General features: G+C 71.2%; 10 protein-coding genes and 1 pseudogene. All 11 read left to right on the forward strand.

The features are described from left to right. The first annotated feature begins 97 nt into the window (after positions 1-97). The 11 genes and pseudogenes from ACJ512_RS13095 to ACJ512_RS13145 all read left to right on the forward strand — a co-directional run bounded on the left by ACJ512_RS13095 (position 98) and on the right by ACJ512_RS13145 (position 19,318). Positions 98-1,897, forward strand: a complete 1,800-nt coding sequence (locus ACJ512_RS13095; protein ID WP_407686506.1) for a PE family protein — start codon at positions 98-100, stop codon at positions 1,895-1,897. A gap of 387 nt (positions 1,898-2,284) precedes the next feature. After that, complete coding sequence (locus tag ACJ512_RS13100; protein WP_407686505.1) at positions 2,285-9,478, forward strand: PE domain-containing protein; 7,194 nt, start codon at positions 2,285-2,287, stop codon at positions 9,476-9,478. Between the two features lie 120 nt (positions 9,479-9,598). Beyond that, a pseudogene (gene argC / locus ACJ512_RS13105) lies at positions 9,599-10,658 on the forward strand (N-acetyl-gamma-glutamyl-phosphate reductase). Then, positions 10,613-11,848, forward strand: coding sequence for a bifunctional glutamate N-acetyltransferase/amino-acid acetyltransferase ArgJ (argJ, locus tag ACJ512_RS13110; RefSeq protein WP_407686512.1), 1,236 nt, complete (start codon positions 10,613-10,615; stop codon positions 11,846-11,848). Before argC ends, argJ begins: the two are co-directional and overlap by 46 nt. After that, positions 11,845-12,777, forward strand: coding sequence for an acetylglutamate kinase (gene argB / locus ACJ512_RS13115; protein WP_407686504.1), 933 nt, complete (start codon positions 11,845-11,847; stop codon positions 12,775-12,777). The genes argJ and argB overlap by 4 nt, the downstream gene beginning before the upstream one ends. After that, positions 12,774-13,964: an acetylornithine transaminase gene (locus tag ACJ512_RS13120; RefSeq protein WP_407686503.1), complete on the forward strand. Its 1,191-nt coding sequence runs from the start codon at positions 12,774-12,776 to the stop codon at positions 13,962-13,964. Before argB ends, ACJ512_RS13120 begins: the two co-directional genes overlap by 4 nt. Next, positions 13,961-14,884, forward strand: coding sequence for an ornithine carbamoyltransferase (gene argF / locus ACJ512_RS13125; RefSeq protein ID WP_407686502.1), 924 nt, complete (start codon positions 13,961-13,963; stop codon positions 14,882-14,884). The genes ACJ512_RS13120 and argF overlap by 4 nt, the downstream gene beginning before the upstream one ends. Before the next feature lie 48 nt (positions 14,885-14,932). After that, positions 14,933-15,427 (forward strand): arginine repressor, encoded by a 495-nt coding sequence (locus ACJ512_RS13130; protein WP_407686501.1) that lies wholly within the window; start codon positions 14,933-14,935, stop codon positions 15,425-15,427. 26 nt (positions 15,428-15,453) lie between these two features. Continuing rightward, complete coding sequence (locus ACJ512_RS13135) at positions 15,454-16,650, forward strand: argininosuccinate synthase (RefSeq protein WP_407686500.1); 1,197 nt, start codon at positions 15,454-15,456, stop codon at positions 16,648-16,650. A gap of 85 nt (positions 16,651-16,735) precedes the next feature. Continuing rightward, entirely contained in the window at positions 16,736-18,151 is a 1,416-nt protein-coding gene (argH, locus tag ACJ512_RS13140) for an argininosuccinate lyase (RefSeq protein WP_407686499.1), read from the forward strand. A 102-nt stretch (positions 18,152-18,253) separates the two neighbouring features. Further along, complete coding sequence (locus ACJ512_RS13145) at positions 18,254-19,318, forward strand: type III polyketide synthase (protein ID WP_407686498.1); 1,065 nt, start codon at positions 18,254-18,256, stop codon at positions 19,316-19,318. Positions 19,319-19,327: the final 9 nt, after the last annotated feature.

The following is a 19,327-nucleotide window of genomic DNA, read 5'->3' on the forward strand; positions in this document are numbered from 1 at the left end:
CGGCAACGCGTTGACCCGCCATTAAGCTGGGGTTTGCCTTGACGGCCATCGGATGACAGCGGTGTTACATCGATGGGGGACGAATATGTCGTTTGTGGTGGCGGCTCCGGAAATGATCCAGACGGCGGCCCAGGATCTGGCGGGAATCCGGTCGGTGTTGGCCGAGGCCATGACGACCGTGGCGGCGCCGACGACGGGGGTGGTGCCGGCGGCCGGTGACGAGGTGTCCGCGGCCGTTGCCGCCACGTTCGGCAATTTCGGCAAGGAATTCCAATCCCTGAGCGCGCAGGCGCAGGCGTTTCATGCCGAGTTCGTCACCGTGATCAACGCCGGCGCCGGCGCCTATCTGAGCGCCGAGATCGCCAACGCCGAGCAGACGCTGGCGAACGCGGTCAACGCGCCCGCACAGATGGTCCTGGGGCTCGGTGGTGCGCCGGGTCTCGGCGGTGTGGCCGCGGCCGGCGGCACCCCGGCCGCCGGCGGCCTGCTGGGCGGGCTTCTCGGTGGCCTCACCGGTACGAGTACCGGAGGCACCGGCGGTCTGACAGGGGTGCTCGGTGGTGTTATCGGATCTAGCGGGCTTTTGGGGGGCCTTACCGATAGCACCGGGTTGCTCGGCGGTCTGACCGGCAGCACCGGGTTGCTCGGCGGCCTCGTCGGCGGCCTCACGGGAGGCACCGGCGGTCTCACCGGGATCCTCGGCGGCCTCACCGGCAGCACGGGGTTGCTCGGCGGCCTTCTTGGCGGCCTGACGGGTGGCACCGGCGGTCTCACCGGCATCCTTGGCTCGCTTGGCAACCTGGGCTCCCTTGGCAGCACCCTCGGTTCCCTTCTCCCAGGGCTGCCCAATCTCGTCGGGGGCCTTGGGAATACGTTGACAGGGCTGACGAACTCGCTACTGCCCGGCCTGCTGCACATCAACATCGGCGACGCGGGACCATACTTCGCAGGCATCGCCGGCCCCTACGAAGAGCTCTTCTACAACACCTGGACCAACCTGCAGAACCTCGGGGCGACCTGGCTGGCCGATCCCTTCCCGTTCCTGCGCCAATTCATCATCAACCAGATGGGCTACGCCCAGACCGTTGCGACGGCCTTCGGCAACGCGGCCCAATCGGTCGAGGCGCACGCGGCGGCCCTGCCCACGGCCTTCCAGGCGGCATCACAAGCCTTCTCGGCCGGCAATTACGCCGCCGGGTTGACGGACGCGGAGACCGGTTTGCAGAGCGTCTTTTCCGGCGTCGGCCCCAACCTGACGCCGATCTGGGCCATACCCGGTCACATCGCACAGAACATGGCCAACATCGTCCAGCTGGCGACGAGTACGAGCATCACCCCGTACCTGGATGTGTCGCTATTGCAAAGCGGTTTGGTCCCGCCCGTCAGCGCGACCTTGAACGACGTGGTCGGGCTACCGGTGGTGTTCGGGCTCGCCGTGCTGGGGCCGCCGGTCAGCATGCTGGAGGCGGCCGGTTCCAGTGCCGCGGCCTTCACCGCGGCGCTTCAAGCCGGCAACCCCGCGGGTGCGATCGCGGCTCTCATCGATGCGCCGGCGGTCATCGCCAACGGCTTCCTCAATGGCCAGGCGACATTCCCGTACGCGCTGAGCCTGTCGAACATCACGGGATCCGCGGTTGGTGACATCGCGAATGTGAGTGCCGCCGGCAACCTCCCGCTGGACGGACTGCTCGTTCCGCCCGGCTACTACAGCGCGACGGTGACAATCTCCACTCTGCTCAACGGCATCGGGGCCGGCCCGGTGGTGCTCGACATCGGCGTCGGCGGCACCCCGTTCTCCGGCCTCCTGCCGTTCCTGGTCAACTACGCGCCCGAGCAGCTGGCCCAGGCGATCGGTGCCGCAGCGGCACCGCCGCCGCTGATCTCACTGCCGCTCTGAATCGGGGGCGCTACGATCGCAGCTCTTTGCTACGTGTGAAATCCGTTGGCATGCCGGGCATTTGGGGAACGATTGCCACCGGGGGGCGATATTGTTCGACACACGTTTGATAGAAACGTGTTTCGAGAGTTTCGCCAATTGGCTGCCGCGTTCGTTTCGTGTATGACATAAATCTCACCTGGGCACCGCCTGGTCGGTGCTCCCAAGGTACGGCCCGGTTTTCGCTTGGGAGGCCGGCTTCAGAGGCTTCGCTGAACGGCACACGCGAGGCGGTCGAAAACGGGCGTTTTCGATTTAGCCAAATGGCCTGCTACTAGGCTTCGACTCACCTAGGGGTGATTCGGGCTCGTGGAGTCACATTTCGTTCATTGGCGTGGGGAGATGGACATGTCGTTCGTAATCGCGGTGCCGGACCTTGTAGAAGCTGCAGCCCAGGATCTTGCGGGCATCCGTTCGGCCCTCGACGAGGTCGCCTCGGCGATAGCCGCCCCCACGACTGCGTTGATGCCTGCCGCCCAGGACGAGGTGTCGCAAACGATTGCATCGCTGTTCGGCGAATTCGGCCAGCAGTATCAGACGCTGAACGCCGAAGTGGCGGCCTTCCACAACGAGTTCGTCAGCACGTTGAGTGGGGGCGCGGCCGCGTATGTGGGCGCTGAGGTCGCCAACAGCGCCGGGCTGCTGCAGGGCGGCGGCTCTCTGACCGCGGATCTGGGCGCCGCGCTGTCCGGGCTGGGCGCCAACATCAGCGGGACGCTGTCGACGAGCATCAGCGCCGGGCTTGCGGGCAGCCTCGGCGCTGCCCTGGGCACGGCCATCGGCGCCGGGGCCAGCGGGCTCTTCCTGCAGACCGGTGGCGCCTTGCTGCAAGGCGTCGGGGCCGGCCTGGTCCAGACCGGCAACGCCATCGTGAGCCTTGGCACCGCCCTGGAAAGCAGCGGCGCCGCCTTGTCGACCCTCGGTGCCGGGTTGAGCGCCCAGGCCGGGGCGGCCCTCAACACGCTGTTGAACGGCAGCCTGGCGGCCCAGTTGGGCGCGTCGCTGTCGGCCGGCCTCACCGGCAGCCTGAACGGCCTGGCGAACCTGGGTGCCGGGCTGAACGCCGCGCTGCAGACCGGGGGATCCCTCGTCGGAAACCTGGGCGCGGCGCTGAACGATCTGGGCGGGTCGCTGAGCGCGGCGATCAACGCCGGCCTCAACGGTTCGCTGTCCGGGCTGGCCAGCCTGTTCGGCCTGCCGGCGTCCTTGGCCGCCAGCCTGCAGACCGGCCTCAACGGGTTGCTGAACACCGGTGGCATCTTCGCGGCCAGCCTGGGTGCCGGCCTGAATGGGCTCCTACAGACCGGGGCATCGCTGGCCGGCGACATCGGCGCGGCCCTCAACGACCTGGGTGCCTCGCTCAACGTCGGATTGTCGGCCATGCTGAGCGGGTCGCTGGCGGGCCTCGGCCCGCTGGGCGTGCTCATCGAGGCGGGTCTGAGCGGAGGCCTCAACGGCCTGCTGAACACCGGCGGGATGCTCGTGTCCGAACTGGGGGCCGGGCTGAACGGCGTGCTGCAGGCCGGCGAATCTTTCGCGGCCAACCTGGGCGCGGCGCTGAGCGGGCTCGGCGGATCGCTGAACGCGGCGTTGCAGCTGATGCTCAGCGGCAACCTGAGCGGCCTCGGTGCGCTGCTCGGCCTGCCGGCTTCCTTGGCCGCCACCCTCGGTGCGGGCCTCAACGGGCTGATCAACACCGGCGCGAACCTGGTGGCCAGCTTCGGTGCGGGCCTCAACGGGTTGCTGCAGACCGGGGTGTCGCTGGCCGGTGACATCGGTGGGGCGCTCAACGGGCTGGGCGGCTCGCTCAGCGTGGCGCTCTCGGGTGCCCTGAGCGGGTCGCTGGCGGGTCTCGGCCCGCTGGGTGCGCTCATTCAGGCGGGCCTGACCGGTGGCCTCAACGGGCTGCTGACCACCGGGGCCGCGCTGGTCGGTGACCTCGGTGCCGGCCTGAACTCGCTGCTGCAGACCGGTGCGTCGTTCGCGGCCAACCTCGGTGTGGCGCTGTCCGGTCTGGGCGGGTCGTTCAGCGCGGCGCTCCAGCTGGCCCTGAGTGGCAACCTGGCCGGCCTCGGCGCGCTGCTGGGCCTGCCGGCCTCGCTCGCGGCCAGCCTGGGCACCGGCCTGAACGGGCTCTTCAACGTCGGTGAGGCCCTGGCCGGCAACCTGGGTGCCGGGCTGAACGTCTTGGTGCAGACCGGTGCGTCGCTGGCCGGCGACATCGGTGCGGCGCTCAACGGGGTGGGCGGCTCGCTGAACGCCGCGCTGTCGGCCGCGCTGAGTGGTTCGCTGGCCGGGCTCGGTCCGCTGGGGCTGGCCATCGAGTCCGGCCTCACAGGCGGGCTGTCGGTGTTGGCCAACACCGGGGCGGCGCTGGCCGGCGAGCTGGGTGCGGGACTGAACGCGCTGGTCCAGACCGGCGAGTCGTTCGTGGCCAACTTCGGTGCGGCCCTGTCCGGCCTGGGTGGCTCGCTGGGGGCGGCGCTACAGCTGGCCATCAGCGGCAACCTCTCGGGTCTGAGCGCACTGCTGGGCCTGCCGGCCTCGCTCGGGGCCAGCCTGCAGGCCGGCCTCAACGGCCTGCTCAACACCGGCGCGAACCTGGCGGCGAACCTCGGTGGAGGCCTCAACGTGCTGCTGGACACCGGGGTGTCGCTGGGCGCCGACATCGGCGGGGCCCTGAACGGCCTGGGCGGCTCCCTCAACCTGGCGCTCTCGGGCATGCTGAGTGGTTCGCTGGCCGGCCTGGGCCCGCTGGGGGCGCTGTTGGAAGCCGGCCTGACCGGCGGCCTGTCGGGTCTGCTGAACACCGGTGGGATGCTGGTGACCCAGCTGGGCGCCGGCCTGAACGGCCTGCTGCAGACGGGCGCGTCCTTGGCGGGCAACTTCGGCGCGGTGCTGGGCAACCTGGGTGGGTCGCTCGGCGCGACCCTGAACGCCAGCCTCAACGCCGGCATCACCGGGCTCAGTGGCCTGCTCGGCTTGCCGGCCTCGCTGGCCGCCAGCCTGCAGACCGGACTCAACGGCGTGCTCAACGCCGGCGGCGCCCTGCTCAATGGCCTCGGCGGCGGCCTGAACGCGTTGGTGCAGACCGGGGCGTCGCTGGCCGGCAACTTCGGTGCCGCGCTCAACAACCTGGGTGTGTCGCTGAACGCGGCCCTCTCGCTCGGCCTGAGCGGTTCGCTGGCGGGCCTGGGCCCGCTGGGTGCGCTGATCGAGGCGGGGCTCAGCGGCGGCCTGAACGGCCTGCTGAACACCGGCGGGATGCTGGCGAGCGAGCTGGGTGCCGGCCTGAACGGCCTGCTGCAGACGGGCGCGTCGCTGGTCGGCAACTTCGGCGCGGTGCTGGGCAACCTGGGTGGGTCGCTGAGCGCAGGCCTGAGCGCCAGCCTCAACGCGGGCATCACCGGGCTCAGTGGCCTGCTCGGCCTGCCGGCCTCGCTGGCGGCCAGCCTGCAGACCGGCCTGAACGGCGTGCTCAACGCCGGCGGCGCCCTGCTCAACGGCCTGGGCGCCGGGTTCACCGGCCTGCTGCAGACCGGGCTCACGCTGGGCGGTGAGTTCGGCGCCGCCCTGTCCGGCCTGGGCGGCTCGCTGAACGCGGCCCTGTCGCTCGCCCTCAGCGGCTCGTTGGCCGGGCTGGGCCCGCTGGGCGCGGCCCTGACCGGCGCCCTGAGCGGCGGCCTGTCGGGTCTGTTGAACACCGGCGCCACCCTGGCCACCACGCTGGGCGCCGGGCTCAACGGCTTGCTGCAGACCGGAGCGTCGTTCGCGGCCAACCTCGGTGGTGCCCTGTCCGGGCTGGGCGCGTCGCTCAGTGCGGCGCTGCAGCTGGCGATCAGCGGCAACCTCTCGGGTCTGGGCGCACTGCTGGGTCTGCCGGCCTCGCTGGCGGCCAGCCTGCAGACCGGCTTCAACGGCCTGTTGAACACCGGCGCGATGCTGGGCGCCGAGCTCGGCGGCGGATTGAACGCACTGTTGCAGACCGGCGCCAACCTCGGGGCCATCTGGGCGAACGCCACGGCGCAGATCGGCGCCGCGCTGACCAACGCGCTGGCCGCCAGCCTCGGCGTGACGTTCCCGAACCTCTTCCAGACCGGTGTGTCCCTGGCGACCACCCTCGGAGCCGGGCTGAACGGCCTGCTGCAGACCGGCGCCTCGCTGGCCGCCGACATCGGCGGCGCGCTGAACGGCCTCGGTGGTTCCCTGAGTCTGGCCCTGTCGGCCGGGCTGAGCGGATCGCTGGCGGGCCTGGGCCCGCTGGGCGTGGCCATCGAGACCGGCCTCAGCGGCGGGTTCTCCGGCCTGGCCAACCTGGGTGGCACGCTGGCCGCCGAGTTGGGGGGCGGCCTCAACGGCCTGATCCAGACGGGCGAGGCGTTTGCGGCCAACTTCGGTGCGGCGCTGGGCAATCTGGGTGGGTCGTTCGGTGCGGCGTTGCAGTTGGCGCTGAGCGGCAACCTGGCGGGTCTGGGTGGTCTGCTGGGTCTGCCGGCCTCGCTGGCGGCGAGCCTGCAGACGGGCCTGAACGGACTGGTCAACACCGGTGCGACGTTGGCGACCTCGCTGGGGGCCGGCCTCACCGCCGCCCTGCAGACCGGCGTCTCGCTGGCCGGCGACATCGGTGGGGCGCTCAACGGGCTGGGCGGTTCGCTCAGTGTGGCGCTGTCGGGCATGTTGAGCGGGTCGCTGGCGGGCCTGGGCCCGCTGGGCGCGGTCATCGAGGCCGGTCTGACCGGCGGCCTGTCGGGCCTGGTCAACACCGGGGCGACGCTGCTGAACTCGTTCGGGGCGGGCCTCAACGGGCTGATCCAGACGGGCGAGGCGTTCGTGGCCAACTTCGGTGCGGCGCTGGGCAATCTGGGTGGGTCGTTCGGTGCGGCGTTGCAGTTGGCGCTCAGCGGCAACCTGGCGGGCCTGGGCGGTCTGCTGGGTCTGCCGGCCTCGCTGGCGGCGAGCCTGCAGACGGGCCTGAACGGGCTGCTCAACACCGGCGCCACTCTGGCAACCTCGCTGGGGGCCGGCCTCACCGCCGTCCTGCAGACCGGTGCCTCGCTGGCCGGCGACATCGGCGGAGCGCTCAGCGGCTTCGGCGCGTCACTCGGCGGGGCCCTTTCGCTGGCCCTGAGCGGTTCGCTGGCGGCTCTCGGCCCGCTGGGCGCGCTGATCCAGGCGGGTCTGAGCGGCGGCCTCAACGGGCTGCTCAACACCGGCGCGACGCTGGCCACCTCGCTGGGCGCCGGGCTGAACGGGTTGATCCAGACGGGCGAGGCGTTCGCGGCGAACTTCGGTGCGGCGCTGGGCAACCTGGGTGGGTCGTTCGGTGCGGCGTTGCAGTTGGCGCTCAGCGGCAACCTGGCGGGTCTGAGTGGTCTGCTGGGGTTGCCGGCGTCGCTGGCGGCCAGTCTGCAGACGGGTCTGAACGGGTTGATCACCACGGGTGCGAACCTGGCGGCGACCCTTGGTGGTGGGCTGACCGGCGTGCTGCAGACCGGGGCGTCGCTGGCCGCCGACATCGGTGGGGCGCTCAACGGGCTGGGCGGTTCGCTCAGTGTGGCGCTGTCGGGCATGTTGAGCGGGTCGCTGGCGGGCCTGGGCCCGCTGGGCGCGCTGATCGAGGCGGGTCTGACCGGCGGTCTCAACGGGTTGGTCAACACCGGTGCGACGCTGCTGAATTCGTTCGGGGCGGGTCTCAACGGGCTGATCCAGACCGGGGAGTCGTTCGCGGCCAACTTCGGTGCGGCGCTGGGCAATCTGGGTGGGTCGTTCGGTGCGGCGCTGCAGCTGGCGCTCAGCGGCAACCTGGCGGGCCTGAGCGCGCTGCTGGGTCTGCCGGCCTCGCTGGCCGCCACCCTGCAGACCGGCTTCAACGGACTGGCCAACGTCGGCGGAGCCCTCGCGGGCAACCTCGGTGCCGGCCTCAACGTGCTGGTACACACCGCCGAGGGCCTGGCCACCGACATCGGTGTGGCACTCAACGGCCTCGGCGGTTCGTTCGGCGCGAACCTGTACGCCGCCCTGAACGCGTCGCTGGCGGGCCTGGGACCGCTGGGTCTGGCCATCGAAGGCGGCCTGACCGGCGGGCTGTCGGGCCTGGTCAACCTCGGTGGCACCCTGGCCAGCACGCTGGGCGGCGGGCTGAACGGGTTGATCCAGACGGGCGAGTCGTTCGCGGCGAACTTCGGTGCGGCGCTGGGCAACCTGGGTGGGTCGTTCGGTGCGGCGTTGCAGTTGGCGCTCAGCGGCAACCTGGCGGGTCTGAGTGGTCTGCTGGGTCTGCCGGCTTCGCTGGCGGCCAGCCTGCAGACGGGTCTGAACGGGTTGATCACCACGGGTGCGAACCTGGCGGCGACCCTTGGTGGTGGGCTGACCGGCGTGCTGCAGACCGGGGCGTCGCTGGCCGCCGACATCGGTGGGGCGCTCAACGGGCTGGGCGGTTCGCTCAGTGTGGCGCTGTCGGGCATGTTGAGCGGGTCGCTGGCGGGCCTGGGCCCGCTGGGCGCGCTGATCCAGGCGGGTCTGACCGGCGGTCTCAACGGTTTGGTCAACACCGGTGCGACGCTGCTGAATTCGTTCGGGGCGGGCCTCAACGGGCTGATCCAGACGGGCGAGGCGTTCGCGGCCAACTTCGGTGCGGCGCTGGGCAACCTGGGCGGGTCGTTCGGTGCGGCGTTGCAGCTGGCGCTCAGCGGCAACCTGGCGGGCCTGAGCGCGCTGCTGGGCCTGCCCGCCTCGCTGGCCGCCAGCCTGCAGACCGGCCTGAACTCGTTGATCAACACCGGGGCGAACCTGGCGGCCACCCTCGGCGGCAGCCTGAACGGGCTGCTGCAGACGGGGGTCGCGCTGACCGGCAGCCTCGGCGCCGCCCTCAACGGGTTCGGTGCCTCCCTGAACGCCGCCCTGTCGCTGGCCCTGAACGGTTCGCTGGCGGGCCTCGGTCCGCTGGAGGCGGCCATCCAGGCCGGCCTGAACGGCGGCCTCAACGGCCTGCTCAACCTCGGCGGCACCCTGGCCGCCGACTTCGGTGGTGGCCTCAACGCCCTCATCCAGACCGGCGAGAACCTGGCCGCCAGCCTGGGCGCGCTGCTCAACACCAACCTGGGGCTGACGATCAACGCCGCCCTGGCCGCCAGCCTGGGCGCCGCCCTGAGCGGACTGGCCAACGCCGGGGGAGCCCTGACGGCCGGCCTGCGCGGCGGCCTGACGGGCCTGCTCAGCACCACCGCGAACCTGGTCAGCGGGTTGGGTGGGGCGCTGTACGGCCTTGGGCAGACGGGTGGCGCCATCGCGAACATCTGGGTGGACACCACCACGGCGATCGTCACGGAGCTCGGCGACGCTCTCGGCGCGACCGTCGGTGTGGCCTTCCCGGGGTTGTTCCAGACGGCCGAGTCCCTGGCCGTCGACCTGGGCGGTGCCCTCAACGGGCTCGCCCAGACCGGCGGCACCGTCGCGGGTTCGCTCGAGGCGGCCCTGAACGACCTGGGCGCCTCCCTGGAGGCCAGCCTGCAGGCCAGCCTCGGCATCAGCGTCGCCGCGTAAGGGCCGCCAGAACCCGACAGCGGATGTGGTGCCGGGCTCCGAACGGAGTCCGGCACCACATCTGTGTGTCAGGGCCCCATTTCGGAGCGTCAGAATGGATTTGCAAAGTGCTGCATAACCATGCAGAATCGTCGAAATGGCCGACGTGATCAGGGTCGCCGTCGCAGGGGCGACCGGCTACGCGGGCGGAGAGATCCTCAGGCTGTTACTCGGGCACCCGGCCTACGGCGACGGCCGGCTTTCCGTCGACGCCGTGACCGCCGCGGGCAGCGCCGGCAGCACCCTCGGTGAGCACCACCCGCACCTGACGCCCTTGGCCCAGCGCGTGGTCGAACCCACCGAGCTTTCCGTCCTCGCCGGCCACGACGTGGTGTTTTTGGCGTTGCCGCACGGGCATTCGGCGGCGCTGGCCGAAGAGCTGGGCCCCGAAACCCTGATCGTCGACTGCGGCGCGGACTTCCGGCTCACCGACGCCGCCGCCTGGGAGCGCTTCTACGGATCCCCCCACGCCGGCAGCTGGCCATACGGCCTGCCGGAGCTGCCCGGTGGGCGCGAACGGCTGCGCGGTGCGCGCCGCATCGCCGTCCCGGGCTGTTACCCGACGGCGGCGCTGCTGGCGCTGTGGCCGGCGGTCGCCGAGGGCCTGATCGAGCCCGCCGTCACCGTCGTCGCCGTCAGCGGCACGTCGGGCGCCGGTCGTGCCGCCAAGACGGACCTGCTCGGCTCGGAGGTCATTGGGTCGGCGCGGGCCTACAACATCGCCGGAGCCCACCGGCACACCCCCGAGATCGCCCAGGGGTTGCGCGCGGTCGCCGACCGCGACGTCACGGTGTCGTTCACCCCGGTGCTGATCCCCACCTCCCGCGGGATTTTGGCGACCTGCACGGCGCGCACCCGATCCCCGCTGTCCCAGCTGCGGGCCGCCTACGAAAAGGCCTACCAGACGGAGCCTTTCATCTACGTGATGCCCGAGGGGCAGCTGCCGCGCACCGGTGCGGTCATCGGCAGCAACGCGGCCCACGTCGCCGTGGCCGTCGACGAGGCCGCCGAGACCTTCGTGGCGATCGCCGCGATCGACAACCTGGTCAAGGGCACCGGCGGTGCCGCGGTTCAGTCGATGAACCTGGCGCTGGGCTGGCCGGAGACGCAGGGTCTTTCGGTGGTCGGGGTGGCGCCGTGAGGCTGCTGCGCGAACAGGGCGTCACCGCCCCGGCCGGATTCCGGGCCGCCGGCATCGCCGCCGGGATCAAGGCGACGGGTGCGCGGGATCTCGCGCTGGTCTTCAACGAAGGACCCGACTATGCGGCCGCCGGTGTCTTCACCTCCAACAAGGTCAAGGCCGCCCCGGTGCTGTGGAGCCAGCAGGTGCTCACCACCGGCCGGCTGCGTGCGGTCATCCTCAACTCCGGCGGCGCCAACGCCTGCACCGGGCCGGGCGGCTTCCAGGACACCCACGCCACGGCGGAGGCCGTCGCGGCCGCGTTGTCGGAATGGGGGACCGAGACCGGGGCCGTCGAGGTCGCGGTCTGCTCCACCGGCCTGATCGGCGACCGGTTGCCGATGGACAGGGTGCTCGCCGGGGCCCGCGACATCGTGCGTGAGATGGCCGGCGGCCTGTCCGGAGGCGACGAGGCCGCCCAGGCCATCATGACCACCGACAAGGTCGCCAAACAGGTTGCGGTGCATCACCCCAACGCCTGGACGGTCGGCGGGATGGCCAAGGGGGCGGGCATGCTCGCCCCGTCGCTGGCCACCATGCTGTGCGTGCTCACCACCGACGCGGCCGCCGCACCGGCGGCCCTCGACACCGCGCTGCGCCGGGCCACCGCGCGCACTTTTGACCGGCTCGACGTCGACGGCAGCTGCTCCACCAACGACACCGTGCTGCTATTGGCCTCGGGGGCCAGCGGAATCGCCCCGCCCCAGGCCGATCTCGACGAGGCCGTGCTGCGGGCCTGCGACGACCTGTGCGCGCAGCTGCAGGCCGACGCCGAGGGCGTCACCAAACGCGTCGTCGTCACCGTCACCGGGGCCGCCTCCGACGACGACGCGCTGACCGTCGCGCGCACGGTCGCCCGCGACAGCCTGGTCAAGACCGCGCTGTTCGGGTCCGACCCCAACTGGGGCCGGGTGCTGGCGGCCGTCGGCATGGCGCCGGTCCACCTGGACCCCGACCGGATCGCCGTGTCGTTCAACGGTTCCGCGGTGTGCGTCGACAGCGTCGGGGTGCCCGGCGCGCGCGAGGTGGACCTGTCGGTCACCGACATCGACGTCACCGTCGACCTCGCGGTCGGCGACGGGCGGGCCGCCGTCCGGACCACCGACCTCTCGCACGCCTACGTCGAAGAGAACTCGGCCTACAGCTCGTGAACATCGACACCCTGCCCACACAGCTCAAGGCCGAGGTGCTGGCCGAGGCCCTGCCGTGGCTCAAGCAGCTGCACGGCAAGATCGTCGTGGTCAAATACGGCGGCAACGCCATGATCGACGACACGCTCAAACACGCCTTCGCCGCGGACATGGCGTTTCTGCGCAACTGCGGCATCCACCCGGTCGTCGTGCACGGCGGCGGCCCCCAGATCACGGCCATGCTGCGGCGCCTCGGCATCGCCGGCGACTTCAAGGGCGGATTCCGCGTCACCACACCGGAAGTGCTCGACGTGGCGCGGATGGTGTTGTTCGGGCAGGTCGGGCGCGAGCTGGTCAACCTCGTCAACGCGCACGGGCCCTATGCCGTCGGCGTGACCGGTGAGGACGCCCAGCTGTTCACCGCGATCCGGCGCAGCGTCAACGTCGATGGCGTGGCCACCGACATCGGCCTGGTCGGAGACGTCGCCCACGTCAACACCGCCGCATTGCTGGATCTCATTGCGGCGCGCCGCATCCCGGTGGTGTCGACGCTGGCGCCCGACGAGGACGGCGTCGTGCACAACATCAACTCCGACACCGCCGCCGCGGCGCTGGCCGAAGCCCTGGGGGCCGAAAAGCTGTTGGTGCTCACCGATGTCGAGGGCCTGTACACGCAGTGGCCCGACAAAGAGTCGCTGGTCAGCGAGATCGACACCGCTACGCTGGCGCAACTGCTACCCACGCTGGAGGAGGGCATGATCCCCAAGGTCGAGGCGTGTCTGCGGGCCGTCACCGGTGGGGTGCCCAGCGCCCACATCATCGACGGCCGCGTCGAACACTGTGTGCTCGTGGAGCTTTTCACCGACGCGGGCACCGGGACCAAGGTGGTGCGCGCCGGCGACGATGCGGCGCGCAGCGATGCGGAGGAGCGGCGCAGGTGGCAAGCATGACGGCGACCGACGACCTGCGGCACCGCTGGGAAGCCGTGATGATGAACAACTACGGCACCCCGACCGTCGCCCTGGCCGGCGGTGACGGCGCCACGGTCACCGACGTGGACGGCAAGACCTACCTGGATCTGCTCGCCGGCATCGCGGTCAACGTCCTCGGTCACCGGCACCCCGCGGTCGTCGAGGCCGTCACGCAGCAGATGCGGACGCTGGGCCACACCTCGAACCTCTACGCCACCGAACCCGGCATCGCGCTCGCCGAGGAACTGGTCGCCCTGCTCGACGCGCCCGCGCCGGCCCGGGTGTTCTTCTGCAACTCCGGCGCCGAGGCCAACGAGGCGGCCTTCAAGTTGTCCCGGCTCACCGGACGCACCAAAATCGTTGCCGCACAGGGGGGTTTTCACGGACGGACGATGGGGGCGCTGGCGCTGACGGGCCAGCCGAGCAAGCAGGCGCCGTTCGAGCCCCTGCCCGGCCACGTCACCCACGTGCCCTACGGGGCCGCCGACGCGCTGGCCGCCGCGGTCGACGACGCCACGGCCGCGGTGTTCCTCGAACCGATCATGGGGGAGGGCGGGGTCGTCGTACCGCCCGAGGGCTACCTTGCCGCCGCCCGCGAGATCACCGCGCGGCACGGCGCGCTGCTGGCCATCGACGAGGTGCAGACCGGGATGGGCCGCACCGGGGCGTTTTTCGCCCACCAGCACGACGGCATCACCCCCGACGTGGTGACGCTGGCCAAAGGGCTCGGCGGCGGCTTGCCCATCGGCGCGTGCCTGGCCGTCGGACCGGCCGCCGACCTGCTGACGCCCGGACTGCACGGCAGCACCTTCGGCGGTAATCCGGTGTGCACCGCGGCGGCGCTGGCGGTGGTGCGGGTGCTCCGGGACGAGGACCTGGTCCGGCACGCCGAGATGGTGGGAAAGTCGCTGCGCCACGGCATCGAGGCGCTCGGGCACCCGCTGATCGACCACGTGCGGGGCCGCGGACTTCTGCTGGGCGTCGCGCTGACCGCGCCGCTGGCCAAGGAGGCCGAGGCCGGCGCCCGCGCGGCCGGGTTCCTGATCAACGCCCCGGCGCCCGACGTGCTGCGGCTGGCGCCGCCGCTGATCATCACCGAAGCCCAGGCCGACAGCTTCGTCGCCGCGCTGCCGGGCATCCTCGACGCGGCCGGGACGCCGGCATGAGACACTTCCTGCGCGACGACGACGTGTCGCCCCAAGAACAGGCCGAAATCCTCACGCTGGCAGCCGAACTCAAGAAGGACCCGTTCAGCCGCCGTCCGCTGGAGGGCCCGCGCGGCGTCGCCGTGATCTTCGACAAGAACTCCACGCGCACCCGGTTTTCGTTCGAGCTCGGCATAGCCCAGCTCGGCGGACACGCGGTCGTCGTCGACAGCCACGCCACCCAGCTGGGCCGCGACGAGACCCTGCAGGACACCGCGAACGTGTTGTCGCGCTACGTCGAAGCGATCGTCTGGCGCACCTTCGGTCAGGAGCGGCTGGAGGCCATGGCCTCGACCGCGACGGTGCCGGTGGTCAACGCCCTCTCCGACGAGTTCCACCCCTGCCAGGTGCTGGCCGACCTGCAGACCATCGCCGAACGCAAGGGAACGCTGCGCGGGCTGCGGCTGTCCTACTTCGGCGACGGTGCCAACAACATGGCCCATTCGCTGATGCTGGGCGGGGTCACCGCGGGCGTCCACGTCACCATCGCCGCCCCGGACGGCTTCGTCCCGAACCGGGATGTGTTGTCGGCGGCCCGGAACCGCGCGCAGGCCACGGGCGCGTCGGTGACCGTCACCACCGACGCCGAGGCGGCCGCCTGCGGTGCCGACGTCCTGGTCACCGACACCTGGACGTCGATGGGACAGGAGGCCGACGGGCTGGACCGGGTCGGCCCGTTCCGGCCCTATCGGCTCAACCAGCGACTGCTGGGCCTGGCCGACGCCGAAGCCATTGTGCTGCACTGCCTTCCGGCCCACCGCGGTGAGGAGATCACCGACGAGGTGATGGACGGTCCGGCCAGCGCGGTCTGGGACGAGGCCGAGAACCGGCTGCACGCCCAGAAGGCGCTGCTGGTGTGGCTGCTGGGGCGGCGCTCATGACCGCGCCGGCGACGATGCAGAGCGAAGCGATGAGGAGGAGTGGCGCCGTTGACTAGGTCGAAGGCGACACCGGAGACGACGCGGGCCGGCCGGCAGGCCCGCATCGTGGCGATCCTGTCGTCGTCGCCGGTGCGTAGCCAGAGCGAGCTGGCGGCGCTGCTGGCCGGCGAGGGTATCGACGTCACGCAGGCCACGCTGTCGCGGGACCTCGAGGAACTGGGCGCGGTCAAGCTGCGCGGCGCCGACGGCGGCGTCGGGGTCTACATCGTGCCCGAGGACGGCAGCCCGGTGCGCGGGGTGTCCGGCGGCACGGCGCGGCTGTCGCGGCTGCTGAGCGACCTGCTGGTGTCCGCGGACGCCAGCGGGAATCTCGCGGTGCTGCGCACCCCGCCCGGCGCGGCGGACTATTTGGCCAGCGCGATCGATCGCGCGGCGTTACCGTACGTCGTCGGCACCATCGCCGGCGACGACACCGTCTTCGTGGCGGCCCGCGAGCCCATGACCGGCGCCGAGCTGGCCAGCGCACTGGAAAAGCTCACGTAAGCGTTTCAACTAAAAGGAGTTGGTTCATGTCAGAACGCGTCATCCTGGCGTATTCCGGTGGCCTGGACACGTCGGTGGCGATCAGCTGGATAGGCAAGGAGACCGGCCGCGAGGTCGTGGCCGTGGCGATCGACCTCGGCCAGGGCGGCGAGGACATGGAGGTCATCCGCCAGCGGGCGCTGGACTGCGGCGCCGTGGAGGCGGTCGTCGTCGATGCGCGCGACGAGTTCGCGCAGGGCTACTGCCTGCCCACCGTGCAGAACAACGCGCTCTACATGGACCGCTACCCGCTGGTGTCGGCGATCAGCCGGCCGCTGATCGCCAAGCACCTGGTGGCGGCCGCCCGCGAGCACGGCGGCAGCATCGTCGCGCACGGCTGCACCGGCAAGGGCAACGACCAGGTCCGCTTCGAGGTCGGATTCGCCTCGCTGGCACCGGATCTCGAGGTGCTGGCGCCGGTGCGCGACTACGCCTGGACGCGGGAGAAGGCCATCGCGTTCGCCGAGGAGAACGCCATCCCGATCAGCGTCACCAAGCGCTCGCCGTTCTCCATCGACCAGAACGTATGGGGCCGCGCGGTGGAGACGGGCTTCCTGGAACACCTGTGGAACGCGCCCACCAAGGACATCTACGCCTACACCGAAGACCCGACCCTGAACTGGAGCACACCCGACGAGGTGATCGTCGGGTTCGAGCGCGGGGTGCCGGTGTCCGTCGACGGCAAGCCGGTCACCATGCTGCAGGCGATCAAGGAGCTCAACGAGCGCGCCGGCGCGCAGGGCGTGGGGCGCCTCGACGTCGTCGAGGACCGCCTGGTGGGCATCAAGAGCCGCGAGATCTACGAGGCGCCCGGGGCGATGGTGCTGATCACGGCCCACACCGAACTCGAGCACGTCACCCTCGAGCGCGAGCTGGGGCGGTTCAAGCGCCACACCGACCAGCGCTGGGCCGAACTGGTCTATGACGGCCTGTGGTATTCGCCGCTGAAGACGGCGCTGGAGACGTTCGTCGCCAAGACCCAGGAGCACGTCTCCGGGGAGATCCGGATGGTGTTGCACGGCGGTCACATCGCCGTGAACGGCCGGCGCAGCGCCGAATCCCTCTACGACTTCAACCTGGCCACCTACGACGAGGGCGACAGCTTCGACCAGTCGGCCGCCAAGGGCTTCGTCTACGTGCACGGGTTGTCGTCCAAGCTGGCCGCCCGCCGGGACCTGGCGTGAGCGCCACCCTTCCGGCGCGAGCAGGCGCAGAATCGCGCGTCGACCGGCGTGTCGGTGCGATTCTGCGACTGCTCGCGGAGAGAAAGTGAGCACGCGGGAAGGGGCGCTGTGGGGCGGGCGGTTCGCCGACGGGCCGTCGGACGCACTGGCCGCGCTGAGCAAGTCCACCCACTTCGACTGGGTGCTGGCCCCCTACGACATCACCGCCTCCAAGGCCCACACCGTGATCCTGTTCCGGGCCGGGCTGCTCACCGAGCAGCAACGCGACGGGCTGCTGGCCGGCCTGGACAGCCTGGCCTCCGACGTCGCCGACGGCAGCTTCGCCCCGCTGGTCGGCGACGAGGACGTGCACGCCGCGCTCGAGCGCGGACTGATCGACCGGGTCGGGGCCGACCTGGGGGGGCGCCTGCGGGCCGGCCGCTCCCGCAACGACCAGGTGGCCACCCTGTTCCGGATGTGGCTGCGCGACGCGGCGCGCCGGGTCGCCGCCGGGGCGCTCGACGTCGTCGCCGCGCTGGCCACCCAGGCCGGGGCCCACCCGAGTGCGGTCATGCCCGGCAAGACCCACCTGCAGTCCGCGCAGCCCGTCCTGCTGGCCCACCACCTGCTCGCGCACGCGCATCCGCTGCTGCGCGACGTGGAACGCATCGTCGACTTCGACAAGCGCGCGGCGATATCGCCCTACGGATCGGGCGCGCTGGCCGGCTCGTCGCTGGGGCTGGACCCGGACGCCATCGCCGCGGATCTGGGATTCCGGGCGGCCGCCGAGAACTCGATCGACGCCACCGCGTCGCGGGATTTCGCCGCCGAGGCCGCGTTCGTGTTCGCCATGATCGCCGTCGACCTGTCCCGGCTGGCCGAGGACATCATCCTGTGGAGCTCGACGGAGTTCGGCTACGCCAGGCTGCACGACTCGTGGTCGACGGGGAGCTCGATCATGCCGCAGAAGAAGAACCCCGACATCGCCGAGCTGGCGCGCGGCAAGTCGGGCCGGCTGATCGGCAACCTGACCGGGTTGCTGGCGACGCTGAAGGCCCAGCCGCTGGCCTACAACCGCGACCTGCAGGAGGACAAGGAGCCGGTGTTCGACTCGGTGGCCCAGCTGGAGCTGCTGCTGCCGGCGATGGCCGGGCTGGTGGCCAGCCTGGCCTTCGACGTCGAGCGGATGGCGGCCCTGGCCCCGGCCGGCTACACGCTGGCCACCGACATCGCCGAGTGGCTGGTGCGCCAGGGCGTGCCGTTCCGGACCGCGCACGAGGCCGCGGGCGGGGCGGTGCGGGCCGCGGAGGCGCGCGGGGTCGGCCTGGACGAGCTGACCGACGACGAATTGGCCGCCGTCAGCCCCGAGTTGACGCCCCGGGTCCGGGAGGTGCTCACGATCGAGGGGTCGGTGGCCTCGCGGGACGCCCGCGGCGGCACCGCCCCGGCGCGCGTCGCCGAACAGCTGGAAGCGGTCAAATCACGGTGCGAAAGCCTCGGCGACCAACTGCGCCGCAGGTAGATGGCCGGACCCGGCGTTCCCGCTTTCGGAGAGACTAAACTTCGGAATCGTTGAGGAGTGGCCGAAAATCTCGGCCACGATCTTCGTCTCCGAAGGGGGCCGATGAGAAGCGTCGTCGCGGGAGTGTTCGGCGCGTTGCCGCCGTACCGCTACACCCAGCGAGAGCTGACCGACTTCTTCGTCAGCATTCCGGAGTTCGAGGGCTACGAGGACATCGTTCGCCAGCTGCACACCAGCGCCAAGGTCAACGGTCGTCACCTGGTCCTGCCCCTGGAGCGGTATCCCACGCTGACCGAGTTCGGGGTGGCCAACCGGATCTTCATCGACAGCGCCGTCGACCTCGGCTGCAAGGCCCTCGCCGGCGCCCTGGACGAGGCCGGGCTGCAGCCGCGGGACGTCGACGTGCTCATCACCACGACGGTGACCGGCCTGGCCGTGCCGTCCCTGGACGCCCGGATCGCCGGGCGGCTCGGCCTGCGCGACGACGTGCGGCGGGTGCCCCTGTTCGGCCTGGGCTGCGTGGCCGGGGCCGCGGGTGTGGGCCGGCTGCACGACTACCTGCGCGGTGCGCCGGACGGCGTCGCGGCCCTGGTCTCCGTCGAGCTCTGCTCGCTGACCTACCCCGGCTACAAGCCGTCGCTGCCCGGCCTGGTCGGCAGCGCGCTGTTCGCCGACGGGGCCGGCGCGGTGGTGGCCGTCGGCGAGCGCCGCGCCGAACAGACGGGCGCCGGCGGGCCCGACGTCCTCGACTCGCGCAGCCATCTGTACCCGGACTCGCTGCGCACCATGGGCTACGACGTCGGCGCCGCCGGGTTCGAACTCGTGCTGTCCCGGGACCTGGCGGACACGGTCCGCCAGTATCTGGCCGACGACGTCACGTCGTTCCTGGGCGACCACGGCCTGACGACCACCGATATCGGCGCGTGGGTCACCCACCCCGGCGGTCCCAAGATCATCGAAGCGATCACCGAAAGCCTGAACCTGCCGCCGCAGGCCCTCGAACTGACCTGGCGCTCGCTCGGGGAGATCGGCAACCTCTCGTCGGCTTCGGTGCTGCACGTGCTGCGCGACACCATCGCCAAACCGCCGCCCAGCGACAGCCCCGGGCTGATGATCGCGATGGGGCCGGGATTCTGTTCCGAACTCGTGTTGCTGCACTGGCACTGATGCGCGATC

Origin of the sequence: Mycobacterium cajalii (assembly GCF_045809005.2) — a bacterium.
Classification (GTDB): domain Bacteria; phylum Actinomycetota; class Actinomycetes; order Mycobacteriales; family Mycobacteriaceae; genus Mycobacterium.

Bases quoted from the DNA above. Each gene is read 5' to 3' on its own strand.
- argF (WP_407686502.1), top strand. From the start codon at position 13,961: ATGAGACACTTCCTGCGCGACGACGACGTGTCGCCCCAAGAACAGGCC.
- ACJ512_RS13145 (WP_407686498.1), top strand. From the start codon at position 18,254: ATGAGAAGCGTCGTCGCGGGAGTGTTCGGCGCGTTGCCGCCGTACCGC.
- ACJ512_RS13100 (WP_407686505.1), top strand. From the start codon at position 2,285: ATGTCGTTCGTAATCGCGGTGCCGGACCTTGTAGAAGCTGCAGCCCAG.
- ACJ512_RS13120 (WP_407686503.1), top strand. From the start codon at position 12,774: ATGACGGCGACCGACGACCTGCGGCACCGCTGGGAAGCCGTGATGATG.
- ACJ512_RS13135 (WP_407686500.1), top strand. From the start codon at position 15,454: ATGTCAGAACGCGTCATCCTGGCGTATTCCGGTGGCCTGGACACGTCG.